Source organism: Pseudomonas sp. 13B_2.1_Bac1 (genome assembly GCF_025466155.1).
Classification (GTDB): domain Bacteria; phylum Pseudomonadota; class Gammaproteobacteria; order Pseudomonadales; family Pseudomonadaceae; genus Aquipseudomonas; species Aquipseudomonas aylmerensis.
The window spans coordinates 168,393-194,686 of the sequence record NZ_JANLOH010000089.1 but is presented as its reverse complement, the minus strand read 5'-3'; the positions used below and the strand labels follow the sequence as shown (position 1 = coordinate 194,686).

Below are 26,294 nucleotides of genomic sequence, written 5' to 3'. Positions count from 1 at the left end.
CCCTAGCATGATCCGCCTGATGCTCCACACGCGGCGCAGCACAACGATGCATCACGCTTGCGCCGGCAAAACCAGCATGACGAGGACTCACAGATGACAGATGTACGTGTTCTGATTCTTCCCGGACGAGGCAACTCGGGAGAAGGACATTGGCAAACCCATTGGCAAAAACACAACCCTTCCTACCAACGGGTTCTGCAACAGGAATGGCAGAATCCTGACCTCGACGATTGGGTCGAAGCCTTGCAAGCGGCCATCAGCGAAAAGGACACACCAGTGGTGCTGGTCGCACACTCGCTGGCGGTGAGCCTGGTCGTCCATTGGGCCAACCGTTACAGCGGCCCGGTACAGGCAGCGTTGCTGGTAGCGCCCAGTGATATCGAAGCGCCTGACTACCCGCCCGGCACCCGGGGATTTGCCCCCGTTCCGCTGCAAGTGCTGCCGTTCAAGACGGTGGTGGTCGCCAGTACCGACGACCCGAAAGTCAGCCTGCCACGCGCGCAACATTTCGCCAACGCGTGGGGGGCACGCCTGGAAATCGCCGGCGCCCACGGCCATCTCGGCGCGGCTTCCGAACTGGCGGACTGGACCTTCGGCGCGCAGTTGCGCGACGAACTGGTCGCCCACGCGGCGCTTGACCCTGTCGTCGCAAGACAGGAATAAGCCCTAAACCTCTGGGTATTAAAGAAATACCCGCTGCGGTGATAACTTTCAGTCCCTCTTCAGACGCTTCTTACGACTTTACTGCATAAGAAACGCCGTTTTTATCAGTTCCAGTAGCCCCGGTGCTTTCGTATCTTGGGGCTGCCACCGCGCTCACCCTGCACAGGACAGCCGCGTCGAATTCAACCGACAGCAGCGCTGCTCCCTCCGCGAGTCGCCGCTCAAACCTGCAGGACACCACTCATGGCCCGCACCGACAATCGTACAATCCGTTTTGGCATCGGCATTCAAGGTGGCGGCGGCCACTGGCGCGATCCGGCAATCCCGGACGGCGCTGCCGCCGACATCCGTAGCTACATCAAACTGGCTCAACTCGGCGAAGCCGCCAAATTCGATTTCGCCTTCATCGCCGACTCGGCCTACATCACCAAAGACGCTACCTGGCCGTTCCTCAGCCGCCTGGAGCCCATCAGCGCGCTCTCGGCCGTTGCGGCAGTGACGGAGCGAATCGGGCTGGTCGGCACCATGACCACCTCCTACAGCGAACCCTTCACCACCGCTCGCCAACTCGCCTCCCTGGACAAGATCAGCAATGGCCGCGCCGGCTGGAACGCGGTGACGTCAGCGCTGGAAGGCGTGGCCAAGAACTATGGCCACGACAAGTTGCATGACCACGCGCTGCGTTACCGCATCGCCCAGGAATACGTGGGCGTGGTCAACGGCCTGTGGGATTCGTGGGAAGACGACGCCTTCGTCCGCAACCGCGAGACCAACCAGTATGTCGACTTCGACAAAATGCACACCCTCGATCATCAAGGTGAGTTCTTCTCGGTCCAAGGCCCGCTGAACATCGAGCGCTCACCGCAAGGCCGGCCGGTGCAATTCCAGGCGGGCGCCTCGGAGGCCGGACGCGATCTGGCCGCACGTTACGCCGACGCGATCTTCTCCGACTTTGCCAGCATCGGTAGCGGTGACCTGACCGAGGCACAAGAGCAATACCAGGACATCAAGCGCCGGGTGAAAGCCTATGGCCGCAACCCGGAACACGTCTTGATCCTGCCCTCCATCGGGCCGATCGTCGGCGACACCGAAGAAGAAGCCGAACGTCTGTACCAGGAGTCATTGCAGTACATCGATATCGATTTCGCCGTGAAATACCTGAGCCGTTACTTCAGTTTCTTCGACTTCTCGCAGTTCCCCCTCGACGAGCCGTTACCGGACCTGGGTGACATCGGCAAAGACAGCTTCAGATCCACCGCCGAGTACTACAAACGCATCGCCCGTGAGGAAAAACTCACCCTGCGCCAGCTCGCCTTGCGCGCAGCCAACCCGCGTGGCGCTTTCGTCGGCACCGCAGTGCAGATCGCCGACAAATTGCAGGCCTTGTTCGAGCAGCCCGTGGTCGATGGTTTCATCGTGTTTGGCAACGTGAACCTGACCCAGCGCTTTGTCGACAAAGTGATTCCTATCCTCCAGGAGCGCGGATTGTTCCGTACCGAATACGAAGCCGAAACCTTTCGCGGCAACCTCGGCCTGGACTTCCCCGAAAACCGCTACGCCGCCGCGCGTCGCCTGGTTGATACCGAGAGGAAGCAGGCATGAACGATGTCACCCGGCTCAACCGGCAACCCGCGCCACAATCGGACATCGAGCGGCGCTTCGAAAAAGCCAAGAGCTATCCACGACCGCAACCGCCAGTGTTCGCCACGGTCGAAGAGGAGCGCTTGCACCGCAAGCACAAGCTTGCCGCCGCGTTCCGCATCTTCGGCAAACTCGGCTATGACGAAGGCGTGATGGGCCACATCAGCGCACGCGACCCGGAAAACCCCAACCATTTCTGGATGAACCCGTTCGGTCTGAGCTTCAACCTGATCACCGCAGACGACCTGTTGCTGATCGATCTCAACGGCGACCTGGTCGAAGGTGACGGCTATCCGCACCCGGGCGGCATTCCCCTGCACTCGGCGATTCTCTCGCTGCGCCCGGACATCGTCTCGGTGGCCCATGTCCACTCTCTCTACGGACGCACCTGGACCACCAATGGCCGATTGATCCCGCCAGCCAGTGCTGAATCGGCGGTGTTCTTCGGCAAACACGCGATCTACGACAGTCATGCCCACGGCGAAGGTGATTTGCTGGCGCAAGCGCTGGAAGGCAACCGCGCGCTGCTGCTGAAGAACCACGGGCTGCTCACGGTCGGCCAGAGCGTCGACGAAACGGCCTACCTGTTCATCTCTCTGGAAAAGGTCTGTCAGTCGCAGATCGCCGCCGACTCCATGAGCTCGACCCTGACCATGGAAGAGGAGCATGCGCGCAAGAGCGCCGAGCGTTTTGGTCCCTACAACGGCTGGCTGAACTTCCAGCCGCTGTATCAAAGCATCGTCAAGGAGCAACCGGACCTGCTGTCCGCCGCCCAATCCTCAACCAGGAGTGTTCAGTGAAATCCGTATTGCCGGTCGCCGCATTCTGGCGGCGCATTGCCCTCGCCGCTGCCCTTATCGTCGGCGCCACCTCGGCCCTGGCAGAAACCGCGCCCAAGGAAATCCGCCTGGGCGGCCCCGCCCTGGGTGTCGCTGGCAAGGATTACTGGGGCTGGGGTTTGCTCGGTATCGCCCATGCCAATGGGTTGTTCCAGGAAGAATTCAAAAATGATGACACCACCTTCAAGTTCATCGGCCTCAATACCGTGCCGATGGTGGGTGAGGCACTGGCCAGCAACCAACTGGACTTTGCCGGCCAGGGCGACCTGATCTCGCTGATCGGCCGCTCGGCGGGTGTAAAGACCCGCTACATCCTGCCAGTAAGCAAGTTCAGCAATGCCTATCTGGCGGTGAAACCCGACTCCCCCATCAAGTCGGTCGCAGACCTCAAGGGCAAGCGCGTTGCCTACTTGAAGGGCAATTACATTCACTTGCAAGTGATCCGTATCCTCGCCGCCAACGGGCTGAGCGAACGCGATGTGCGACAGGTCAGTCTCGACCAGGCCACCTCCAATACCGCTCTGGGCACCGGAGATATCGACGCGGTGTTCGGCGGTGCCGAGCTGCTGCTATTGCGTAACAACGGCGCAGCCAGGATCGTTTACACCACCCGTGACCGGGATACCAACGCCACCGCCCAGACAGGCCTGATCGTGCGCGACGATTTCGCCAGTCGATACCCTCAAACCACCGCGCGTATCGTCAAGGTACTGGTTCGCGCGGCCCAATGGGGATCGGATCCGGCCAACAAAGAAGCGGTTTTCGGCCCGTGGTGGAGCTTCCGCCTGCAGGACGCAATCAGGGAAGACACCAATGATCGCCCCTGGAGCCAGCGCGCCAGTCCGCTGTTCGACCCGTTCCTGGTCGCCCAGTACCACGACACCTATCGCCTGGCCAAAGAGCTGAAACTGTTGCGCGGCAAGGACTTCGACCTGGACCAGTGGATGGATCACAGTTTTCTCGACCGGGCGCTGAAAGAACTGCAGCTTGAGCACCACTGGCAGCCACTGGACGCCCACGGCACCCCGATAGCCAAGGCGACTGAGTGAAAATGAACCGCGCCCTGCTCTCCCTGCCCACCGGCGATACGCTGCCGAGCATCACCTTGTCGCGCATGACCGGCGGCGTCTTGCACTTCGTCTGGCCATGGCTGTTGCCGGTCGGCCTGATGCTGCTCTGGTGGCTGAGCGCTCGCTACGAGTTGATCGCCTCGCAAGTGCTGCCGGGCCCGGAGATGGTGCTGAACACCGCGTTGGATATGATCGGCAGCGGCCAATTGGCCGAGCATGTGTCGATCAGCACACAACGGGTGCTGTTGGGCTTTCTCATGGGTAGCGGCATCGGCCTGTTGCTGGGGGTGGCCATGGGGCTGTCCGAATGCGTCAGCGATTACTTGTATCCGCTGGTACGGATGATCGCTTATGTGCCCTTGCTTGGCTGGTTGCCGTTGCTGATGTTGCTGCTGGGCATCGGCGAAACCCTGAAGGTTGTTCTGGTGGCCCAGGCCGCGCTGTTGCCCGTGGCGCTGAACACCTGCAATGCCATCCGCGCGGTGCCGTCACGGCTCATTGAAGTGGGTCGCCTCTATGGCTTCGGCCATCGTCAGTTGCTGTGGCGAGTCATCTTTCCCGCTGCCTTTGCGTCGATGTGGAGCAGCATCCGTTATGCGCTGACCAAGAGCTGGCTGGCGCTGGTGGTGGTCGAGCTGCTGGCCTCGTCCGAGGGTCTGGGGTTTCTGATGGTCGACAGCCGTCAGCTCTACCAATTGGACGTGATGCTGGTAGCGGTGGCTGCCATTGGCCTGATCGGCTTTCTTCTGGACCTGGGTCTGGCCCTGATCGAGCGGCGCATCCTGCGCTGGCGACGTAGCGGTTTCGCCTGAGGAATGCCCATGAATCCCCTTGCTCTACGTCGCCTGCGGCGCGGTCTGACACTGCCTGCACTGTTGTTGTTCATATGGTGGACGGTGTACGCGTTCGGGCTGACCGATTCCACCTTATTCGTCGCTCCCGACAAGGTGCTGGATGCCGCCTTCGGCACCGAAGCGGGCGCTGCTATCTGGCAGACCCTGGCGCAGAGTCTGCTGCGCGGGCTGAGTGGCCTGATCATCGGCACCAGCCTTGGGCTGCTGTTCGGTGTGCTGCTGGGTGTATCGCGGCGCGCCGAGCGGTTCTTCGCCTTGACGTTGCACTCGATCAAGCAAGTGTCGTTGTTTGCCTGGCTGCCGTTGTTGTCACTGTGGTTCGGTTTTGGCGAGAGCAGCAAATTGGCGTTTATCGCCTGGGCCGCATTCTTCCCCGTACTGCTCAATACATTCGAGGGTGTGTCCAGCGTGCCACGCGAGCTGGTCGACGTCGCCCGCGTCAGCGGTTTTTCACGCTGGCAGATGTTCAGTCGACTACTGATGCCGGCAGCGCTGCCCTCCCTCTTCAACGGTTTCTATCTGGCGCTGGTGTTCTCCTGGCTGGCCACCCTAGGCGCCGAATACATGCTCGGTTCGGGCGACGGGATGGGCGTGCTGCTGATGGAAAGCCGCGCCGAGATGCGCATGGACCTGATGCTGCTGGGCATCGTGCTGGTCGGTGCCGTCGGCTTCGCCCTGGACATCGCCGCCAAGGCTTTGGAGCGCTACCTGCTGCGCTGGCGAGAACCGGTGTAAACGCCGCACCCCATTTTTTCTGACTACTTTGAAGGACGAGCACCATGGCCCATGCCGCCGCTCTGCAAATTCGCCACCTGAACAAGCATTACGCTGTAGAAAACCGGCCACTGCAGGTGTTGCAGAACATTGACCTGAGCATACGCCCCGGCGAATTCGTCAGCGTGGTCGGCAGCAGCGGCTGCGGTAAATCGACCCTGCTGCGGCTGATTGTCGGCCTGGAGGACGATTACCAGGGCGACATTCTGGTGGACGACAAGCGCATCGTCGGCACCAGCCTGGAACGCGGCATCGTATTCCAGGAACACCGGTTGTTCCCCTGGCTGACCGTGGCCCAGAACGTCGCCATCAGCCTGCTCAATGCCGACCTTAGCGCCGCAGACAAGCAGGAGTCGGTGCAAACCCATATCGAAATGGTCGGCCTCAAGGGGTTCGAAAACGCCTATCCGTCGCAACTCTCGGGCGGCATGAGCCAACGCGTGGCCATCGCCCGTGCGCTGGTGAGCCGCCCGCAGATCCTGCTGCTGGATGAGCCCTTCGGAGCACTCGATGCCCTGACTCGCAGCCATTTGCAGCGCGAATTGCAGAACATCCTGCGCCAGGAGCGCATCACCACGATCATGGTCACCCATGATGTCGAAGAAGCGGTGTTCCTCGGTGATCGCATCGTGGTCATGGAACCCCGTCCGGGGCGAATCAAACGCATCGTCGAAGTGCCGCTGGCGCGTCCGCGTGAACGGGCGAACCCGCTGTTCGTGGCGATCAAGGACGATGTCATGAGCGATTTTTCCGAAGTCTCGGCAGTACCGCAGGTGCCTTCGATACACGCCGGTATCGACACGTGGAGACTGACCTGGTGAAAAACGCGCAACCCTTGGCAGCCGACAAACACGCCAACGATCTGCAAGGGCAGCGCAACGTGCTGGCGGGTTTTCTTTGCCTCAATGCACTGGCCGGATTGAGCGTCGGCGTCGCCAAAGTGGTGTTGTCACTGTATGCCGTGCAATTGCAGGCAGACGCCATTCAACTGGCCCTGATAGCCGGTGCGCAAAGCGTCGGCATCCTGCTCATGAGCCTGCCCGCCGGAGTGCTGGTCGATCAACACGGCCCGCTGCGCATGTTCACGATAGGCACCCTGGCCAGCGGTGCCCTGTATTTGGCAATGCCCTGGATCGATTCATCCACCCTGCTGTGCCTGATCATTCTGCTGATCAGCTGTTTCATGCCGCTGCGTATCGTGTCCCTGAGCGCGATGTTCATGCAGCAGATCGGTCGGGTCGGCGTCGGCATGGCCGGCTGGTTTCGCGCAACCCATATGATCGGCATGTTATTGCTGGGACCGTTGGTAGCCGCCTGGCTGCTGGACAGCGTCGGCTTCGCCGGTGGCTATGTCGCCATAGGCAGCACCTTCTTCGTGCTGGTCCTGCTGGCACCGCATATATTTCGTCACTATCAACCTACACAGGCCCATGCGCGCACCTTCAGTCTGGCCGAACTCACGGCTCAAATAGCTCTGGTGGGGAGCGACAAACTGCTGCGTGATGCCTGCCTGCGCGAATTTTGCATTCAGGCCGTCAATCAGTTCTATACCTTCTTTATTGTCGTCATTGCCATTCAGGCATTTCTCTTCGACCCGACCCAAGCGGCCGGATTGATCTCCGCCCAGGGCGCCAGTTATGTGCTGGCGCTGCTCGGAATGGGCAGCCTCGCTTCGCGCATGGGTGAACAGCTGTTCTTTCGCTTCGGCTGTGTGATTGTTATCTGTGCCCTGCTGATACTCGGAGCGGCAGCGACGGACTGGATGCTGTGGTTGGGCGCCATCGTTCTGGGAATGGGTCTGGGCATGCTGCAGATCATGACTATTTCCTGGTTCGCCAAGGTTGGCGCACAGCGGGGCCAAGGGCGCATCGCCGGCCTGACCACCTTCGTCGGGCCTGCGGGAGGACTGGTCGGCAGCGTAATCGGCGGAACGGTGGGGCATTGGCTCAACCTGCAGATCATGTTCTTTCTGATGGCGGCCATTTTTATTATTTTTCTGCTGAAAAGCATGCGTGGCAGCAAAATGACCGCCACCCAATAATTATTTTTTATTCAAAAATCGAATAACAAGATAATTATTAATAACTTTTAAGGCCTTCTTAAATTCTCTAAGATACGGTTCGAATCACATTTGCAATCGCGCAATGGAGCGCATTCCTGGCGGGAGGCCAAGGGGTTGTACAAGGGGGCGGCACCATGAATTTCCAACAACTGCGCTCGGTGCGAGAAGCCATCCGAAAGGGCTTCAATCTGACCGAAGCCGCTGACGTGTTATGCACCTCACAATCAGGCGTCTCCCGGCAGCTACGCGAGCTGGAAGAGGAGCTTGGGGTATCGATTTTCGAGCGCTACGGCAAACGATTGACGGGCCTGACCGCACCTGGCCGCGATATCGCGCGAATAATCGAACGCATTCTGGTAGAGAAGGACAACCTCAAGGACGCCGCCGATGAATACCTGGGTTTCGCCAGTGGTCGACTCACGGTAGCCAGTACCCACGCCCAATCGCGCTACCGTCTACCCAAGGTCGTAGCGGCTTTTCGCAATGCGTTTCCCAACGTCAAGTTGGCGCTGCACCAGACCTCCCCCGCACAGATCGTCGAGATGGTGCGCGATGGACGTGCCGACCTGGGCTTTGCCACTGAGTCGCTCTCCAAGCAATCGGACTTTGCGCTCTTCCAGGCCTACACATGGTGGCACCGAGTGGTGGTGCCGGTTGGTCACCCCTTGACCGAGATCGATAATCCATCACTTGTGGACATTGCCGAATATCCCATCATCACCTACGAAGAAGGAATGACCGGACGTGGGCGTATCAACCAAGCGTTCTACGATCAGGGCGTCACACCCAACATCGTACTGACTGCCATCGATTCCGACGTGATCAAAACCTACGTCGAACTCGGGATGGGGATTGGTATCGTTGCCGAAATGGCCTACAACGCAGATCGAGACAAAGGCATTATCTGCCTCGAACAGGAAAACCTGATACCACCGAACATCGCCAGCATCGCCGTGCGGCGCGGCACTTTTCTGCGCGGTTACGCTATCGCCTTCATTCAGACACTGATTCCCGATCTCAGCAGCGAGGCGATCCGCACAGCCGTTGAAGGCAGTAGTGAAACGACATGACCCCATATAGCATGCAGCGGAATTAAGCGTGTCCGCTTATTGGGCAATAAACCTCAGCGGAGGTTCTTTCAATAGGTTCTGCTCTGCAAGCTCATACTCACCTTCCTTGGTCAGCCTATGCAGCAGCGCCTCTTTGAGCCGGTAAAAGTCATAGCCACTGCGCTGACGCGGACGGGCAAAATCAATATCAACAATATCCGTGATCCGGCCAGGACGGGGTTGCAGCACTACCACCCGATCCGCAAGGTACATCGCCTCCTCCACATCATGCCAATCTTTTTTGCCATGTTGATCGACACCAGCCTGCTGCGGTTGTCACATTACTTCCGTCTCATAGCTGCCCAATCCGATGTACACCGCCCGACACCTGCACCTCGGGGCGGCTTGGATACGGTCGGAATCCCAGCAAGATTAACGTCGCCAGGAGAAACGCACCAAGCAACGTCCACTCAGCCAACACATAAGAGCCGGCCTGGTCATACAGCGCGCCAATGAGCCAGGCACCGAGGCTGATCGACAGGGCAAACGTGAACGGCTGCACCGCCCCGTAGATCACACTGAAGCGGCGCAAACCGAAGTAGCGTGCGACGAAGTACTTGGTCGTACCGCTTTCGCCACCGCCTCCCAGGCCGATCAAGAATATCGAGAGCCACAAGCCGGCAGAGCCGTTCGCAGACTGGAATATCAGCATGCCGAGTACGGCGATCAACGCAAAAGGCAGCGCGACCCTGGGCGTCTGGAAGCGGTCCATCAAGCCCCCCATCAGTGGCTGGGACACCACCATGCCGATCGACAACGCCGACAGCACGGTAGCAGCCTGAGCTCTAGTCAGTTCACGTTCCATCAGCATTGGCACCCCGTGCGTCATCACGCCCGACATCACAAATACCGTCAGCACCTGGTTGATCAACAGCAACCAGAACGTTGGCGTTCGCCAGGCTTCGAACTCGGACATGCCCTGCTCCACCGCAGGCGCGGCTTGCTGGACGGCTGGGACTGCACGCTCGCGAAATAACCACCATAACAATGGCAACGCCCCTCCGCCCTCCAGAACGCCATACACGAAGTAAGTGGTACGCCACCCCCATGCCTCGATGCACACATGCCCCACCCACAACCCGAACGGACCGCCGATGCCAAATCCCAGTCCCAACAATCCATAGGCCATGCCACGTCGCTGCACAAACCAACCGCCCAAAATCTTGCCGTAGGGCATATTCCCCGGTGCAACGATACCCAGCAGCAAAAACAACCCGCGTAGCTGCCAGACTTCTCCGATGATCGCCAATGCCATCAGCAGTGGTGCCAGCAACGCAGTGCTGACGAGCATCAACCGCCTGGCCCCCCAGCGGTCGATCAGCCAGCCTTTGATCGGGCTGCTCAGCGCCACCGCCAGACCGAACAGGGTCACCAGCAACACGACCTGGGCGCGGCCCCAGTTGAATTCGAGGCTTATCGGCGCGATGAACAAACTGAAGGTAGTAAGCAGGATGCCGGTGGGGCCAAGCATGATGGCGATCACCGAAGCCAACAGCACACCGAGAGCGGCCGGCGAATACTCCGCGTGACCGCCCTTTGGAATTTCAAGGGTCATAGTCGTATCCCATTAGCCACTATCAGTTGAGGATCAGAACTGATACCGCGCCTTCACGTAGTAGAATGCGCCGTTGAAACCGATCTGTGAGCCGTAGGTGTCGTAACGCAACACATCGCCGTAAGTAGTACTCGCGGCCGGTAGCTTGTCAGGGCGTACGTCCAGCACGTTGTCGGCGCCCGCGCTCAGTTGCAGGTTGCGGTTCACCGCATAACGCACGGCGACATCGGTGATGTATTTCGGGCTGTTAACGAAGTGATTGAACACCGTGGGGGACCAGGCGTTGGGCCCCACGGTATAGTCGAGCTCTGAGGTGGTCTTGCCGTAGCGTGTCAGGCGCAGACTCACATCAAGGTCATCCAGGCTCCAGGTACCGCCCAACGACACTTGGCTGCGCGGCGTGGAAGATGTCAGCCAGGCAATCTGCTGGGCATTGAGCAGCACATCACCGTTAGCGCCCTGGTGGTTCTTTTCTACTTTGGTGCGGTTAAAGTTGGCCGATGCTTCCCAGTCAATCGCGCCATAAGCGCCAAGGGGCGTGAGGTAATGTCCAATGATATCGACCCCTCGCGTGAGGGTGTCGGCACCATTGGCCAGGTAGTGCGTACTGACCGTGTCCAGGCCTGCGGGCAATGAGATTCCGGCCAGCGTCAACGCATCAATCGCCTCGGTACCCGAATAGGTGCCACTGTCGACGATACGGTCACGAATGCGGATCTGGTAGGCATCGATGTTCAGGCTCACATCGGCTCGCGGAGTCAGCACCAGACCGAGGTTGAAGTTGGTGGACTTCTCCGGCTTCAGGTCCTTCGCCCCCAACAGCTTGGCGGCCGGCGAGTTGGCCGCCAGCAGCCCGAGGGCGATGTCCGGGCCCACACTCAGGCCGGTATAGTGCTCCTGCACCAGAGACGGCGCGCGAAAGCCACTGCTCACACTGGCGCGCACCGCCACCGCCGGCGTGAAGTCATAGCGGGTGGATAACTTGCCATTGGTGGTGCTGCCGAACTCGCTGAAATGCTCGTAGCGGCCGGCAACGTCCACCTGCCATTTCTCGGTGATCGACGACGACAGATCGATGTAGGACGCCAGCACATCACGCGACCATTTGCCCGCGCTCAGCGGTGAGAGCCCGGCCAGCCCCTCGGCTCCGCCCAGGTCGTACGAAGCCGGATCGCCGGCGCTGATCTGATAGGTCTCCCGCCGTTGCTCCAGGCCCAGCGCGACATTCAACGGTTTGGCCAGGAACCCGACGTCATAGGCGCGGCCGATATCAAAATTGTTGGTCCACTGGGTGTTGCGATACGTGGCCAGATCGAAGCTGGTGGGGCTGGTGCCGGTGTTGCGATAGAGCGCAGCATTGACCGATTGGGTCATGCTGATCTCGGGTCGATCGGCGCCATAGGCCGTACTCAGGTCCCAGTGCCATTGGTCGAATAGCGAGTTACCGCGGATGCCGAAGACGGCCGAATAGTCATCCTCGTCATTGTTGGGACGCGGGGTAAAGCCTTGCGGGTAGATCGTCGGAGCCACCGAACCCAGACGGTAGTTTGCCGCCGACGAGCCCTTTCGGCTGGTATAGGTCCCAAAGCTATACAGCTCGACGTCATCGTCAAAACCATAAGCGCTGTTGTATGCCACCGACTGGCGATGGAAGGCAGGGTCGCCGATGGAAATGTTGTCACGATGGCCCGTGCGGTTATCGATACCACTCCTGACGGTACGCTCTTGCTCACGGTATTCGGCACTCAGGTTGAGAAAACCGCTCTCACCGAACGCCAGCCCGCCGTTGATACCCGAGCCCTGGGACAGCCCGTCACCGGCACCGTACTGCCCGATATCAGTGTTGAACAGCGCCCCATGGTCGGCAGACTTGAGGATGATATTGATCACCCCGGCAATGGCGTCCGAGCCGTACTGAGCGGACGCCCCGTCTCGCAGCACCTCGATACGCTCGATGGCGCTGACGGGAATGGTATCCAGGTCGACGCCCGTCGAGCCTTTCTGCAAACCACCACTGATGTTCAGGTTTGCCGTCTCATGACGACGTTTGCCGTTGACCAGAACCAGCACATGGTCGGGGCTCAGGCCGCGCAACGACTGGGTATGGGTCAAGGCTGATGCATTGAACGGCTGCGCCTGTCGAGTCAGCGCGGGCAGCAGCTTGACCAGCATGTCGCGCAGATCAGTCGCCCCGCTACTCTGCAGTTGCTCGCTGCTCACCACGTCGATGGGGCTCAGGCTCTCGCTGGCTTTCACATTGGTCTGGCGAGTGCCGGTCACCACTACCGTCGCCAGCGTGCCCGTCGACGTCGGCGCATGCGGCACGACGGATGCTGCCGGCGCGGACGCTACAGGGTGCAACGTCAGTACGCCATTGTCGCGGCTGACCCCCAAGCCACTGCCGCGCAATGCTTGCTCCAGCGCCTGATCAACACTCAACGAGCCCTTGATCGCCGGCGCCGACAACCCCTCGACCTGCGCCTGGTCAAACGAGATCGGCGTACGACTCTGCCGGACAATGCTCAACAGCACCTGGGACAGGCTTGCGCCAGGAATATCAAAAGCCAGAACCTGGACCTTGCCGGCCGCAGCGACAGGCTCGGCCCAAAGCAGCGGCGCAGACACCAGGCAGGTGAGCCCCACCGCCCAGATCACGGAGCTGTGAGGCACGCGAGACATACATTTTATGGTCATTATCGATTTACCTGAGGGATGCACGTCCCTATGTGTGCAATTGCCCCCAGGATTGTTTAGTGCCAATCGAGACTGTTTTTTTATAAGGTTATGCCGTCATTCCGCGCGGAGTGGCATTGCCTGTGGAGCAGTGTGTGCCCAGTGCGATCCTATTGAGATCTCCTCGGGCCAGCATTCACCACCCAAGCAACCTAAGTGGGTGGCTATGAGGCAGTAATACTGACCCAATAATCGCTATACCAGCTGACCGCCACCGGCAGGCTGCGCTCCAGCATCTCAAGGGAGATGAGCATATCGTCCAGCGGGAACAGGCCGTTGACGCGAATTTTCGCAGCCTTGTCGTCGAGCATGACCACACCGGGCAGATAAGGCCTGAACGCCTCCGCGACCCAGCTCAACGGCTTGTCATTGACTTCAAGCCAACCGCTGGCCCACGACCCTTCGTCCGGCTGCAGGCCGTCTCGGGCAAGTACTCTACGGGCATCGAACAGCAGGGAATGGGCGCTGGGAACCACAACGCTTTCCCCTGTGGGCAAGCGCAGGAGCGCCTCGCCGCGCAGGGTCAATAGACGGATGCACACGCCCTCTTCGGCCACCTGCAACTGCCCGGCCTGGCTAGACACAATCCCGGCCGAGGTGGTGACTTCGAACGCCGATACGGGGTTCCCGGCGATTTCCAGCAACAACGCGCCACGACGCAATACCAGCCCGCGTTGCTGGTCAATGAAAAGCGGGAGCACTTTACTACGGGCATTGAGCTCCAGCCGGCTGCCGTCGTCGAGCAGCCAGCGATGACGCTCCCCGGTGCCGGTCACCCACTCGCCGGGTAAGCCCATGCCCGATTGCAACCATCGGACCAGTAGCCCCGCCCCCACGGCCACACCGAGCAAGCTCAGGCTATTGCCGATAAATCGCCGGCGGCTCGAAGGTTGCTCCAGCGCACGCAGCAGCGGCGCGCTGGTACGCCCACGCCAAGGGGATGCCTGGACGCTAGCCAGGCCCTTGAGCAACTGATCGAAGACCCGCGCATGGCGTGGCGATTGCCCGCGCCATTGTTCTAGCGCCTGTTGCTGCTGGCTGTCGAACGAACCGGACTGAATCTGCGCCATCCATTCAATCGCCTCTTCCAACACCGCGTCGTCGCGGTCCGCCTGGCTCATTCTTCGAGGCCCCGGTAGCAACAACGCAGCGCGTCTTTCATCAACTGATGAATACGTGCCAGCGACAGGCCCACGCGCTCGCCGATCTGCACATAGGTCAGGCCCTCCAACTGACTGAGCACAAACACCGTCTTGGCCTGCCCCGACAGGCCATCCAACAAGCGGTCTATGGCTTGCAGACTCTCGATCAGCATCCATTGTTCATGGGGCGAGGGATGCACCTGGTCGGGGATCTCGGCCAGCACTTGCAGGTAGGCGCGCTCCAGGTCCTTGCGCCGCCAACTCTCGTACATCAGGCGTTGGGCGATGGTTGCCAGCAGCGCCCTGGGCGAGCGAATCGCCCCCGGGTCAGGCAGCATCCAGACTTGCAAAAAAGCTTCCGCAGCCAAGTCCTCGGCGCTGTGGCTACAACCGGTGTGGCGCGACAAGCGCCGGCATAGCCAGCCATAGTTCTGCTGAAACAGTTGGGCAATCAGCGTGTTCTTGAAAGGTGAAGGGCTATCCATATGCATTCAGTCACTTGAGACACCCCACGCCAACGGATACGACGGTAGTGAGCTTGCCAGGTTGAAGTTCTCTCGACGATCAGTCGTTTTCCTGTGTTTTGGGCAGCCATGCCGACCACCAACCGCACCCGGCACCGCCGAGTACCAGGGCCGCGCCGACCCAGGGCAAAGCCTGTACGGAAAAATGATCCACCAACCCGGCGCCAAGAAACGCCCCCAAGGCCACGCCGAGTTGTATTGCACTGGTGTTGAGGCTGACCTGCACGGCGACAGTATTCGGGTTGAGGCCCACCAGGTATTTCTGGATCACTGGGCCCGGTGCCATGTTGAAAATGCACCAGGCCACCACCGCCACCAACAGCACCCACAAAGACACAGTCGCAAGCGGCAGCACGCTCATGGCCAGGGCATGCAGCACCAGAAATACCACGAACGTGTGCGGTGGCGGCCAGCGATCCGCCGCGCGCCCGCCCACCACCGCCCCCAAGATGCCGCCAATGCCATATACCAGCAGCACCAGGCTGATCACCGTTTTCGACAAGCCCATGCTGCGCACCAGAAACGGCACGATGTAGGTGTACAGGGTGAATTGGCCGGTCATTTGCAGCATCGAGGCGGCGTGGACCAGGAAGACTTTGCCTTGCACCAGTTCCGCCCATTGCCGACTCGGCGCAATGCCCGGAGCACCGGGCAGATCCGGCAACCAGCGCGACGCCAGCGGCATGCTGAGCAGCGCCAGGCCCGCCAGCAGCAGGAACAGGCTGCGCCAGCCCCAGTACTCGCCAATCAAGGTGCCCAGCGGCACACCCAACACCAGCGATGCGACGATGCCGGCGAACACCAGCCCGATGGCTTGGCCACTGCGGTTGGACGGCACCAACGCCACCGCCACGGTGATCGCCACCACCACCGTCACCGAAGCACTGGCCGCCACCAACAAGCGGCTGAGCAGCAGCCAAGTGAAGCTGCCTGCCGCCGCCCCCGCCAGGTTCGCGCCGACGAACACCAGCAACGCCCCGAGCAACAAGCGACGCCGACGCACGCTGGCACTCAGGTAGATCAACACGGGCCCCATCAGCGCATACACCAGCGCATACAGGCTCATCAACAAGCCTGCCTGGCCCTGGCTCACGGCGAAGGTCTGCGCCAGTTGGTCAAGAATCCCCGCCACGACCAACTCCACGGTACCCACCACAAACGCCAGGCCTGCCAGCAGCCAGACGCCAGGAGCGATACGGTCTCGATCAGGCACAGCGGCCACAGCCTCAGTCATGATGTGGCTCCCTCATTGGATAATCCGGTGGCGGTGTAGCGGTAACGGCCCAATGCCAACAGCAACAACGCAGCGACCGCGAACGCTGCCAGCAGCACCTGGCTCGACAGCGCATAACAGCCCGAACGGTCATAGACCAACCCGAGCAACCAGGTGCCGAGACTGATGGAGATGGCGAAGGTAAACGGCTGCACCGAACCGTAGATCACGCTGAAGTGGCGCAGGCCGAAATAGCGCGTCAGAAAATACTGGGTCGTACCGGTTTCGCCTCCCGCGCCTAGGCCGATAAAAAATACCGCCCCCCACAGCCAGCCAGGATGGTCGGCCTGCACCAGTACCAGCATGCCGAGCACCGCCAGTATCGCGAAGGGCAGCGCCACCCGCGGGCTGTCGTATCGGTCCAGGGCGTGGCCCAACAGCGGTTGAGACACGATCATGCCCAGCCATAAGGCCGAGAGCACCTCCACCGCGTCCGACCGCGCCAGCCCCCTCTCTACCAAGAGCGGCAAGCCGTGGATCATCACGCCGGTGACCGCAAACACCCCCAGCAGCAAATTCGCCAGGATCAGCCAGAACGTCAGGCCGCTCCAAGCTTGGCGCGGCGTAAGGCCCAAGGTCGGGCGCTGGTCAAGTGCAACCGTTGCGGTCGGCCGCTCACGAAACAGCCACCATAACAACGGCAGCGCCACGACACCCTCGAACACGCCGTAAATCAGGTAGGTGGTGCGCCAGCCAAACGCCTCGATGCACAGATTGCCCACGTACAACACCAACGGGCCGCCCAAGCCAAAGCCCAGGCCAAGCAAGCCATAGGCAGTGCCTCGCCGATGGGTGAACCACCCTCCCAGAATCCGTGCGTAGGGAATGTTGCCGGGAGCCAGCAGCCCCATGATCGAAAACAACAGGTACAACTGCCAATCGGCCCGCGTCCAGGCCGTGCTGGCCAGGCATACCGCCAGCAGCGCGGTCAGCGGCAGCACAAGAGCGCGCGCGCCCCAGCGGTCCACGGCCCAGCCTTTGAACGGGCTGCTGATCGCCACCGCCAGCCCCAGCCAAGTCACCAGCAGCGCCACCTGACTGCGGTCCCAGTGCAATTCGCTGCTGATAGGCTCGATAAACAGCGAGAAGCTGCTGATGACCAAGCCGGTGGGGCCGACGATTACGCCAATAATCGAAGCCAGCAACACCCCCAGGGTCACCGGGGTGAATTCCGCAGCCCGTCGCGCCGGCACCGCCTCGCTCGTCGACAGCGCTGACTCGCTCATGGCGCGCCCCTTAAGCGCTCGATCAGTTGCCGGCGCAGTTGAATATCCTGGGCGCTTTCGGTGGTGGCCTCCAATTGCACGATATCGATACCGGCCTGATGATACGCCAGGATTTCCGCTGCCACCTTGTCCGCAGTGCCCACCCATACACCGTCGAAGGCCCGTTGCACCACGGCCTGCGCCCATTCCTGGCGTTGGGCCGGGCGGGTTTGCGTCAGCAATTGGCGCTCGTGGTCTCGGGCCATCTGCGGTGAAGCGCTCAGCTCCGCCGCCGGCCGCGCCAGTAACAGGCCAAGCGCAGTCTCGCGCCATTGCCGGGCGGTGTCCTGGGCGGCTTGCTCGGTATCGCCGAGAATCACTTGGAAGTGCTTCCACAACTTCAGCGTTCGACCATCGGCCAAGGCCTGCAGCTTTGCCTTCAGGCGCTGGGTGTTTTCAAGGCTGTCGAAGGTACCGGCGTAGATATCGGCAAACCGCGCAGCCAGGCGCTGGGCATGCTCCGACGATCCACCAATGGACAACGGCGGGCGTGGCTGTTGCACCGGCAAAAAGCCACTGCCGGCGTCTTCCAGGCGATAAAACTCCCCGGCGTAATCGAACGGCTCGCAACTCTCCAGGGCGCGGGTAAAAATTTCCAGGTATTCGAACGCTCGGCGGTAGCGTTGCTCCTTGTCGGCAAAATCTCCGTCGCGACGCACATCGGCGTCACTCGAACCTATTACCACATGCACTGCGGTGCGCCCTTGGGACAAGCGATCCAGGGTCGCCAGCGAGCGCGCCGCTACCGTCGGCTGCGTAACACCAGGGCGATGGGCCACGGTGATCCGCAGGGTGCTGGTGGAAGACAACGCATAACCGGCCACCAGCCAGGGATCCGGCCAGGCGCTGGCCACCGTGACCAGTGCGCTGTCCAGGCCATCAGCTTCTTCCAACCGGGCTTTCTGCTGGATGTCGAACGGGCACACCGGACGGCTGCGAATGTCCGGCAAAAAACGCCCGGCCTGACGTTCGAACACCGTGTCGCCCACCACTGCACAAGCCCGCACGCCGCCGCGTAATTCAATGGCCATGACCCTCACCTCCCTAGAAGCTGTAAACCGCATTCACGTAATAGAAAGCCCCGTTGAAGCTGATTTGCGAGGCGTAGGTGTCGTAGTGGTTGAACTCCAATTAGGTGCTTTCCGGCGGCAGTTTGTCGGGTTTGACGTCAAACACGTTGTTCACTCCCACAGCCAGCTTCAATTGCTGAGTCGCGGCGTAACGCAGTTCGATGTCAGTGAGGTATTTGGGCGAGTTATGGCAATCACGTAACTGTGTGTGCAACTGCCCGGCAGGTTTTTCAGCACCGACCAAGACTGTTTATTCATAAGGTTATGCCGGCACTTTCGAAGACCTGGGCACACAACGCCATACGCTCACTGGGATGTCGGTCACATAGCCCTGGCGCGCCATGCGCTGCTCGGCAATCGTGCCAAGCCGAGCGAAGAATTCCTCGATGCGCGCAAACGGCACCAAGGGGCTGAAATAAGTGCCGAAGGTCGCAGCATGAAAGCGTTGGTATTGCTCCAGGTTGTCGATGCGCAGTGCCGCCGAGCGACTGGCGATGGAGCGCACATCGAAGTAACGCCGCACGATGCTTTCCAGTTCGGCCTTGGGCCGGGTGCGGGTGCCCATGGGCAACACCGTATGCTCGTTGAAGTGCTGTCGCACATGCCCGGGCACCACCAGTTTCATCGCCAGCAACGCCTCGGCCACCAGCTCGTCTTCGCCCCCCAGCCCCTGCTGTGACAGTGGATGATGGGAGGTAAACAGAAAGACGCCCTGCGCATCCAGTTGCTGGGCCACCCACTGGAATAACTGCTCCTCGGACGGGTACAGCCAATGCAAGACCGCCGTCATGCTGATCAGGTCAAAGCGCTGCTCCACCGCCGGCAGCTCCAGTAAGTCCCCCTGCTGCAAAACTACCTCGGCCGAGGTGCCTTGCAACTGTTGGCGCGCCAGGTCCAGGCGCAGTTGCGAGCGCTCGATGCCCCATACCTGCTCCAGCTCCGGCCAGCGTTCCACCGCGCCCTGCAGCAGTGAGCCGATGCCACATCCAAGGTCCAGCAAGCGCTTGGGCTCGATCATGGCGCGTGCCAGGACCCAGTCCTGGTCGCGCAGTTGCAGGAGTTGGCTGGAGGTTTCATAACCGCCCAGGGTACGGGCCTGTTCAATGATCGCGTTCATGTTCGACGGCTCCTGTGTGGGAAAGACTGTCGGTGGTGATGATCCATTCACAGCCATGGTGTTGATCGTCGGCGAACAACTCCCAGCGAGCCGTGCACCCTTTGGCCTGGACCAGCGAAGAAAGCAGTTTGGTGCAGTATGTACAGGCCGACTTCAAGGTGATGGGCACGCCCCTAGCACGAGCACGCTCGCGGTAATCCCAGATGCCACAGTGCTGGACCTGGAAGCGGCTGCCATCGGCGGTCGAATGGATCTTGAAGCGGGTGTCATACAGCGCGGCCTGGCGCCCCAGGCGTTCGGCAGCGACATCCGGCACACCCTGCCCGTCCGGCTCCAGGGCGCGGTATACCTGGCCGGTGGCGAGTGCCCACAGGTCCAGGTCGTAGAGATGTTTTCGCTGCACAATGAACTGCTCGATCAGAGCCTGGGTGCGGAAAAAAACCGCCTGCCAGGCCGCACTGTCGGTGGACTCCGGCGGCGGCAGGTCGTGAAAGATCCTGGAGGTGACGTCGACCCAATCCGCCAGGTCCTGCACCCGGTGCTGTGCGATCAAATACGCATTCATCGCGCTATGAGCCTCGAACAGGCGCTGGCGCCACAGCGCACCTTGGGCGCCGCTCATGGCCACACCTGCTGCAGGAACGGCGACAGCTGCTCAAGCACCGCCTCGGGGGCTTCTTCAGGCAGCATATGGCTGGCAGCGATTGCGGCACCGCGCACATCCGGCGCCCAGGTTTGCCACACCGTCAGCGGGTGGCTGGCCGGCGCATAGGGACGGTCCTGCCACAACACAAGCACCGGGCACCGTACTTGATGGCCGGCGTCGCGATCGGCCAGGTCGGCATCGGTGTCAGCGCCCACGGCGGCGCGATAGTCCTCGCACATCGCATGCAGCACTTGCGGGCGGGCGAAGGCGCGATGGTAGCTCTCCAGCGCCAGCGGATGGTAAATCTCCCGGCCCTGGGCCATACGCTGCAATGTCCAATTCAGAAAGTACGCCGGGTCGGCACCGATCAGTCGTTCCGGCAGATCAAACGGCTGCGCCAGCAAAAACCAATGGTAGGCATTCAATGCAAAGGCTTTGTTGACCCCGCCCCACACGTCCAGAATCGGCACCACCGTCAACGACACCAGTGCGCTGACCGCCTCGGGATACTCCAACGCAAGGCGATAAGCGACGCGCGCCCCACGGTCATGCCCCACCACCGCAAAACGCTCAAACCCCAGTTGCTGCATGACCTGCACCTGGTCTAGGGCCAGGGCGCTCTTGTCATAGCTGCCAGGGGCATTCGGCTCCAGGGCGCGGGACTCGCCATAGCCACGCAAGTCCGCCAACACCACGGTGTAATCCTCGGACAGGCGTGGCGCCAGACGGTGCCAGGCCAGGTGGTTCTGCGGGTAGCCATGCAACAGCAACAGCGGCGGGCCGCTGCCCTTGACCGCCACCTGAATCTGCGCGCCGTGGGTGATCAGGGTCGAGTACTCAAACCCGGGAAGCAGTGAATGGCTCATGAACGACTCCTGCCTTACAAAATGATGCTGATGCGCCGCTGGGCACTGATGGTTTCATGGTCCAGGCGGATATCCCGCGCACGAATGCGCAGGCCTCCAGGGCTGTCTTGCAGCACATGCGTGGCCTCGCCGACGAAGTACCAGGTCTGCTGGTTGCGGAACTGGTGAACCACGAAATTGCTCTTGATCGTCAGTTGCTCGCCGTCCTGAGACTTGATTCGTACGTTGCTCACCAGACGCCGGGTGCGTGAGGCCGGTTTTTCCATCCAGGTATGGCCGCTGAGCAGGCTGTCGACGCGCTCACGCAGGCGAATATAGTCATCGGCAATAATGAACAGGCTGGAATCGGGTTCACCCTCGGCCAGATGACTCTGCAATGGCAACACGCGGTACCGGGCGGGCTGTTCGAACAGGCCGATCCAGATTTCCAACTCGCGGTTGTCCAACAGCTCGGCTTCGTTTATCAGAAAGTCACTGACCCGGGCGTGCAAGGTCGGAGCACTGATGTTCAATGGAAGGCTCATGGGCATTTCCCCTGACAGTTAAAGGGTGCGCTACAGGCGGATGTCAACCTGGTACAGACGCAGCCAGCGGTCCAGGTTCAATAGGTAGGCCAAACCCGCCGTGGGGCTGCTGGACGCTCGCGGGCTGGGCAGCGGCTGGCCGAGTTCAATCAACTCACCGACGCGGCGGGCGTCTAGCAGTTCGAACACTGGCGAGTCTCCGTCGATCAACAGTTGCCGCGCCTGACTACGCAACAGCTCCAGATAGCGCGGGTCGGGGTTGGCGGGAAAGCCGCTTTTCTTGCGCTCGACAATCGCTTCGGGCAACTCACTGCGCACGGCGTTACGCAACAGGGTCTTGCCCTCCCCTGCCACGCTCTTGATTGACCACGGCACATTCCATACATACTCCACCAGCCGGTGGTCACAGAACGGTACGCGCACCTCCAGGCCCACCGCCATACTAATGCGGTCCTTGCGATCGAGCATTGCCGGCAGCCAACGGGTCAGTGCCAGGTAAGTCACTTCACGCTGACGACGCTCCTGGGGACTTTCATCAGGCAGGCGCGGCACTTCGTCCAGCGCTTCCTGATAACGCCGCGCCACATAATCCTTGGGCGCTACTCGCGCCGCGACTTCTGGGCGCAGCAATTCCCACAGGCCGCTCTTGTTGGCGAGCCAGGGGAAGCCTGCATACTCCAGGGCCTGTTGATCATGGAAAAACGGATAGCCGCCGAACACTTCGTCCGCCGACTCACCGGACAACGCCACGGTTGTGTGCTGGCGCACCTGTTGGAAAAGCAGATACAGCGAGCTGTCCAGTTCCCCCCAGCCCGGAAGGTCGCGGGCTCGCAGCACCGCCTCTTCCTGTTCCAGCACCTGCTCGGGGGCGACGGCCAAGGTGGTGTGGGGCGTCCCAAGCGCAGCCGACGCCAACTGGGCGAAGGGTTCGTCCCAACTGCTTTGCCAGGGAGTTGGCGCAAAACCTTCACCGCCATTGGTGAAGTCCACCGAGAACGTCGGCAACGACTGCCCATGACGTTGGCGGGCCTGGGCCGCATAGGCGCTGATGGCGCTGGAGTCGAGGCCACCGGACAGTAAGCTGCCCAGCGGCACATCGGCCACCAATTGTTCCTCCACCACTTGGCGCAACAGAGTGGTGACATGCCGAGCGGTTTCGCTCGGGCTGTCGGTGTGCACGCCAGCCTTTAATTCCCAGTAAACCAAGTCACGCCGCCCCTTGGCATCGAATCGCAAGGCATGCCCAGGTTTAAGCTGATAAAAGCCTTGGTAAACCCCATGGCCTGGTGTGGGTGCCGTGCTCAGGGCGAACAACTCGGCCACCCCGCTGGCATCGAGTACCGGCCGTACCTCAGGGTGGGCAAGGATCGCCTTGGGCTCGGAGGCGAACAACACGCCAGCGGCGGTGGGAAAGAAATACAACGGCTTGACCCCGAAGCGATCGCGTACCAGCCACAGGCTTTCGTCGCGCGCATCCCAGAGGGCAAAGGCAAAGATCCCGGTCAGCCGGGCAAACGCCAGTTCCCCCCATTGCAGGTAGGCGCGCAGCACGACTTCGGTGTCCGATTGCGTGCTGAAGACTTGGCCCAGACCCTGTAATTCCTCGCGCAGCGCCTGGAAGTTGTAGACCTCGCCGCTGTAGGTCAAGGCCACTTCGCCCAAGGCATCGGCCATGGGCTGTGCGCCGTGAGCCAGGTCAATGATCGACAGCCGTCTATGCCCCAACAGCGCGTGAGGTGCGGTCCAAACCCCTTCGGCGTCCGGCCCGCGCAACGCCAGGGTTCGGGTCATGTTTTCGATGACCTGGTGCTGTGGCCGCAGGTCTTGGGTCCAATCGGTCCATCCGGCAATTCCGCACATGAGACATGTCCTTGCGGTGCCCGATATTCCCCACGTAGCCCAAGCTGCAGCGCGTGGAGGATCTGCCAGGTATCAATGAGAGTGATGGGTTAAACGGCGATGGCCAGCTGCCGCAACGGGATCTGTTGCCCCAGGCGTCGGCTCCATTCACGCCAGAAACTACGGTTCTGTTCTTCATCGGTATGCCGTTGGGTGCCAGGCCCCATGCCCCGGGAAAAATCGCTGTAGCCCAAGGCACTATGGGCATAGGCCCGCTGGCAGGATTCAAGAATCTCGACATCGTCAGGTGTGCCAAAACCGCCGGGGCCGATAAACGAAATCAGGCCATTAATCCGCGCTGCGCGCTCTTCGCGATTCTCGTTGCTGAATCCAGCCCCCCACACCGTCAAATTGACCTGAGTGGCGGAAACGGGAAAAAACGTACGGATGTTCAAGCCCAGGATGTCGTTGATCACCAGGTTCGGAAAGATGAACAGGCTCTTGTTGGTATGGGCGATGGTCTCAGCACGTGCTTGGCCGAAGCGCTGCACCAGGCGCTCGAATTTGGCATTGATCGGCGCTTTCAATGCGTCGGGAAACAGCGGGCTCCAATAAGCGATCGGGCGCCCAGTGGAGGGTGGACCGCTCATGATCAAGCCGTGGCCGTTGCCCAGCGATAACCCCTGGCCGGTGCGTTTATGCGACGCGGGGTCGGTGCCCAGAGTATTGAGGTATTCGAGGTAGCGCTTATGGGCGAACGGCAGATGGTAAGCATCCACACCGTTCTCGGCCAGTAGCTTCCAATTGGCCTGGATTGCATGATCGAACGCACCGGGAATGATTTCCAGCGAATCTTCGGACTGGTCGAGAATCAGGTCGATGTAATCGGCGGCTTGGCCCAGGTATTCCTCAAGGGAGTTCTGCTTGCGCGCAAAGTGGATGAACACAAAACCTTTGTAAACCGAATGGGTCACCCGGGTCAGTGAAAGGTCAAGGTCGCACTGGCCGCGATACTGGTAAGCAGCCCGATCGGGCTGGCCGACCAGCGCGCCCTGGCTGTCATACGTCCAGCCATGGTACGGGCAAGTGAAGCGCTGGGTATTGCCGCGCATTTCGGAACATACTCGCGCACCACGGTGCGAACAAGCATTGAGGAATACGCAAAGCTCACCGTTGTCCTGGCGCTGAAAAATGAGATTGCGCCCACCAACATCACGCGTCAAAAAGTCCCCGGTAGCTGGCAGTTCACTTACATGCGCCAAATATAGCCAACTTTTATCGAAGACCGCGTAAAGCTCCTGCTGATAAACCCCGGATGAAATATATGCCTGACGATCAACCTTAAAGTAACTAAGATTGTCGGTTTCTATAAATCCATTCACGTAGCGGCCTCCCTTTGCTGTGCAGATAAAACCACTGAAAACCTAGCACAACAAAATTGGCTGCCACTATAACGATTGAACATTAGCTCATAACCGAAAAAATCGACATAAGCACCAAAAAAATAGATCTAAAACAGCACTAAAAAAAAGCAAACCTTATTTCACTCATTAGGGGGGACTTCACACTTACCAATAATTAAAATCATTACTCCCACCCACGCCCCCCAGATCAAACCAATAGGAGCTAGGGCACTCGACGGCATAAACAGTAATATGGGGCGACCGCACGTCGATATGGGAATTGACTAGGGCTGTCGCCATACCGATTCAAGTCACTTGCTCAGTAACCAACGGAGATTGACGAACGTGCACAAGTGAGTATGCGTTGGGTAAAAAACACATCCTTCACGCTGCGAAGCCGCGACTTACATGCACAAAAAACACACTGGACAGCAACCGCACGGAAGCCTATGTCATCGTGTTAGACATTTAGACAGACCCTAGCGAGCTGCCCTTGGGTAGAAGGCTACCGCTATGTACGAACCTAATAATTTTACTGCCATTGAAAAGCTTTTTTACAGACCCATCGAAGCGGCAATACGCTGGTGTGATCTCATTGCTCATGAGGCACAGATTATTGAATCAGCTTGGGACAACTCGGACCTGCTCATAAAGGCCTTTCCCCAATGGCCATGCTTGCACACTTGCGTAGGTAAGATACTAGATGCTATTCGAAATCAGGAGATTCCGTACGGAGCTTTTGGGGTCACGGTTACCCCAGGCACTCCAGTCGATTTCAGGTTACTGACCTTAAGGCATTCGGACCTAAAGCGGTGGATACTGCACTATCATCCAGATCAGCGGCCATCGTTTCTTTTTAACCAAGCGGCATATAATCAGAAAACAATTCACTACAGCACCTATCTGATTTTACAGGCAGATCGTGACGCCCTGCAGGTGCAGCTAAAAGTGACAGAAGCCAAACTTCAATCGCTGATTAGCGAGCTAAATGCGGTTGGATTAGAGCGCGAAAGCCTTCGGATGCTCGCCGAGGACAAACAACAAGTCAGCGAAAACAGCAAAGCCAGCTTTCTGAACGTAATCGGAGCCTTAGTCAATATCATGCTTGGTTCGTCACAGTCTGGAAGAAAGCATTCGATCTTCGATAGCCAGACTTCTATTGTCGACTCTATAACCGCGCATTATGGCGAGGTCGTGGGACTAAGTAAGCGCTCACTTGATGAAAAATTCGCGGCCGGCAGACGTAGTCTTTCCAAGGCCAAAAGCTGAGCATTGCAGTGCAAACACTCCTCTTGCATTGCAATGACTCCTTCGCTTTTCTGCTA

The 26,294-nt window shown here is 60.1% G+C and carries 24 protein-coding genes and 1 pseudogene; 10 read left to right on the top strand and 15 right to left on the bottom strand.

Annotated elements, in window-relative coordinates:
• Nucleotides 1–93: 93 nt before the first annotated feature.
• The 9 genes from NTD80_RS21240 to NTD80_RS21200 all read left to right on the top strand — a co-directional run bounded on the left by NTD80_RS21240 (nucleotide 94) and on the right by NTD80_RS21200 (nucleotide 8,973).
• A complete protein-coding gene (locus NTD80_RS21240) occupies nucleotides 94–663 on the top strand; it encodes an RBBP9/YdeN family alpha/beta hydrolase (protein ID WP_262134877.1) in 570 nt (189 codons plus the stop codon).
• Nucleotides 664–906: 243 nt separating this feature from the next.
• The gene (locus tag NTD80_RS21235; RefSeq protein WP_262134876.1) at nucleotides 907–2,265 is read left to right on the top strand and encodes an LLM class flavin-dependent oxidoreductase; all 1,359 of its coding nucleotides are present in this window, start codon (nucleotides 907–909) and stop codon (nucleotides 2,263–2,265) included.
• Entirely contained in the window at nucleotides 2,262–3,104 is an 843-nt protein-coding gene (locus tag NTD80_RS21230) for a class II aldolase/adducin family protein (RefSeq protein ID WP_262134875.1), read from the top strand. The genes NTD80_RS21235 and NTD80_RS21230 overlap by 4 nt, the downstream gene beginning before the upstream one ends.
• On the top strand, nucleotides 3,101–4,192 hold the full coding sequence (locus NTD80_RS21225) for an ABC transporter substrate-binding protein (RefSeq protein WP_262134874.1): 1,092 nt from the start codon (nucleotides 3,101–3,103) through the stop codon (nucleotides 4,190–4,192). Before NTD80_RS21230 ends, NTD80_RS21225 begins: the two co-directional genes overlap by 4 nt.
• A gap of 2 nt (nucleotides 4,193–4,194) precedes the next feature.
• The gene (locus NTD80_RS21220) at nucleotides 4,195–5,025 is read left to right on the top strand and encodes an ABC transporter permease (protein WP_262134873.1); all 831 of its coding nucleotides are present in this window, start codon (nucleotides 4,195–4,197) and stop codon (nucleotides 5,023–5,025) included.
• A gap of 9 nt (nucleotides 5,026–5,034) precedes the next feature.
• Complete coding sequence (locus NTD80_RS21215) at nucleotides 5,035–5,802, top strand: ABC transporter permease (RefSeq protein ID WP_262134872.1); 768 nt, start codon at nucleotides 5,035–5,037, stop codon at nucleotides 5,800–5,802.
• A 44-nt stretch (nucleotides 5,803–5,846) separates the two neighbouring features.
• Entirely contained in the window at nucleotides 5,847–6,662 is an 816-nt protein-coding gene (locus tag NTD80_RS21210; protein WP_262134871.1) for an ABC transporter ATP-binding protein, read from the top strand.
• Nucleotides 6,659–7,882 (top strand): MFS transporter, encoded by a 1,224-nt coding sequence (locus NTD80_RS21205; RefSeq protein ID WP_262134870.1) that lies wholly within the window; start codon nucleotides 6,659–6,661, stop codon nucleotides 7,880–7,882. Before NTD80_RS21210 ends, NTD80_RS21205 begins: the two co-directional genes overlap by 4 nt.
• A gap of 155 nt (nucleotides 7,883–8,037) precedes the next feature.
• Nucleotides 8,038–8,973 (top strand): LysR substrate-binding domain-containing protein, encoded by a 936-nt coding sequence (locus tag NTD80_RS21200; protein WP_262134869.1) that lies wholly within the window; start codon nucleotides 8,038–8,040, stop codon nucleotides 8,971–8,973.
• A 36-nt stretch (nucleotides 8,974–9,009) separates the two neighbouring features.
• Here NTD80_RS21200 and NTD80_RS21195 read toward each other — a convergent pair whose 3' ends face one another.
• The 15 genes and pseudogenes from NTD80_RS21195 to NTD80_RS21125 all read right to left on the bottom strand — a co-directional run bounded on the left by NTD80_RS21195 (nucleotide 9,010) and on the right by NTD80_RS21125 (nucleotide 24,948).
• Nucleotides 9,010–9,225, bottom strand: a complete 216-nt coding sequence (locus NTD80_RS21195; protein WP_262134868.1) for a hypothetical protein — start codon at nucleotides 9,223–9,225, stop codon at nucleotides 9,010–9,012.
• 79 nt (nucleotides 9,226–9,304) lie between these two features.
• The gene (locus NTD80_RS21190) at nucleotides 9,305–10,567 is read right to left on the bottom strand and encodes an MFS transporter (RefSeq protein ID WP_262134867.1); all 1,263 of its coding nucleotides are present in this window, start codon (nucleotides 10,565–10,567) and stop codon (nucleotides 9,305–9,307) included.
• A gap of 33 nt (nucleotides 10,568–10,600) precedes the next feature.
• Nucleotides 10,601–13,246 carry a TonB-dependent receptor gene (locus tag NTD80_RS21185; protein WP_262134865.1) on the bottom strand — a complete coding sequence of 882 codons (2,646 nt, stop codon included), beginning with the start codon at nucleotides 13,244–13,246 and terminating at the stop codon, nucleotides 10,601–10,603.
• A 218-nt stretch (nucleotides 13,247–13,464) separates the two neighbouring features.
• Entirely contained in the window at nucleotides 13,465–14,421 is a 957-nt protein-coding gene (locus NTD80_RS21180; RefSeq protein WP_262134864.1) for a FecR family protein, read from the bottom strand.
• Nucleotides 14,418–14,927, bottom strand: coding sequence for a sigma-70 family RNA polymerase sigma factor (locus NTD80_RS21175; RefSeq protein ID WP_262134863.1), 510 nt, complete (start codon nucleotides 14,925–14,927; stop codon nucleotides 14,418–14,420). Before NTD80_RS21175 ends, NTD80_RS21180 begins: the two co-directional genes overlap by 4 nt.
• 79 nt (nucleotides 14,928–15,006) lie before the next feature.
• Nucleotides 15,007–16,200, bottom strand: a complete 1,194-nt coding sequence (locus NTD80_RS21170; protein ID WP_262134862.1) for an MFS transporter — start codon at nucleotides 16,198–16,200, stop codon at nucleotides 15,007–15,009.
• Nucleotides 16,197–17,465 carry an MFS transporter gene (locus NTD80_RS21165; RefSeq protein ID WP_262134861.1) on the bottom strand — a complete coding sequence of 423 codons (1,269 nt, stop codon included), beginning with the start codon at nucleotides 17,463–17,465 and terminating at the stop codon, nucleotides 16,197–16,199. The genes NTD80_RS21170 and NTD80_RS21165 overlap by 4 nt, the downstream gene beginning before the upstream one ends.
• Nucleotides 17,462–18,535 (bottom strand): LLM class flavin-dependent oxidoreductase, encoded by a 1,074-nt coding sequence (locus tag NTD80_RS21160; RefSeq protein WP_262134860.1) that lies wholly within the window; start codon nucleotides 18,533–18,535, stop codon nucleotides 17,462–17,464. The genes NTD80_RS21165 and NTD80_RS21160 overlap by 4 nt, the downstream gene beginning before the upstream one ends.
• 13 nt (nucleotides 18,536–18,548) lie before the next feature.
• Nucleotides 18,549–18,761 (bottom strand): annotated as a pseudogene (locus NTD80_RS31405) (hypothetical protein); the annotation flags it as partial.
• A gap of 75 nt (nucleotides 18,762–18,836) precedes the next feature.
• Nucleotides 18,837–19,691, bottom strand: a complete 855-nt coding sequence (locus tag NTD80_RS21150; protein WP_262134858.1) for a class I SAM-dependent methyltransferase — start codon at nucleotides 19,689–19,691, stop codon at nucleotides 18,837–18,839.
• Nucleotides 19,675–20,313: a hypothetical protein gene (locus tag NTD80_RS21145; RefSeq protein ID WP_262134857.1), complete on the bottom strand. Its 639-nt coding sequence runs from the start codon at nucleotides 20,311–20,313 to the stop codon at nucleotides 19,675–19,677. The genes NTD80_RS21150 and NTD80_RS21145 overlap by 17 nt, the downstream gene beginning before the upstream one ends.
• Nucleotides 20,310–21,203, bottom strand: a complete 894-nt coding sequence (locus NTD80_RS21140; protein WP_262134856.1) for an alpha/beta fold hydrolase — start codon at nucleotides 21,201–21,203, stop codon at nucleotides 20,310–20,312. Before NTD80_RS21140 ends, NTD80_RS21145 begins: the two co-directional genes overlap by 4 nt.
• Before the next feature lie 14 nt (nucleotides 21,204–21,217).
• A complete protein-coding gene (locus NTD80_RS21135; RefSeq protein WP_262134855.1) occupies nucleotides 21,218–21,727 on the bottom strand; it encodes an aromatic-ring-hydroxylating dioxygenase subunit beta in 510 nt (169 codons plus the stop codon).
• 30 nt (nucleotides 21,728–21,757) lie between these two features.
• The gene (asnB, locus tag NTD80_RS21130) at nucleotides 21,758–23,587 is read right to left on the bottom strand and encodes an asparagine synthase (glutamine-hydrolyzing) (RefSeq protein ID WP_262134854.1); all 1,830 of its coding nucleotides are present in this window, start codon (nucleotides 23,585–23,587) and stop codon (nucleotides 21,758–21,760) included.
• Nucleotides 23,588–23,676: 89 nt separating this feature from the next.
• Nucleotides 23,677–24,948: an aromatic ring-hydroxylating oxygenase subunit alpha gene (locus NTD80_RS21125; protein WP_262134852.1), complete on the bottom strand. Its 1,272-nt coding sequence runs from the start codon at nucleotides 24,946–24,948 to the stop codon at nucleotides 23,677–23,679.
• Nucleotides 24,949–25,482: 534 nt separating this feature from the next.
• Here NTD80_RS21125 and NTD80_RS21120 point away from each other — a divergent pair.
• Entirely contained in the window at nucleotides 25,483–26,238 is a 756-nt protein-coding gene (locus NTD80_RS21120; RefSeq protein ID WP_262134851.1) for a hypothetical protein, read from the top strand.
• Nucleotides 26,239–26,294 lie beyond the last annotated feature (56 nt).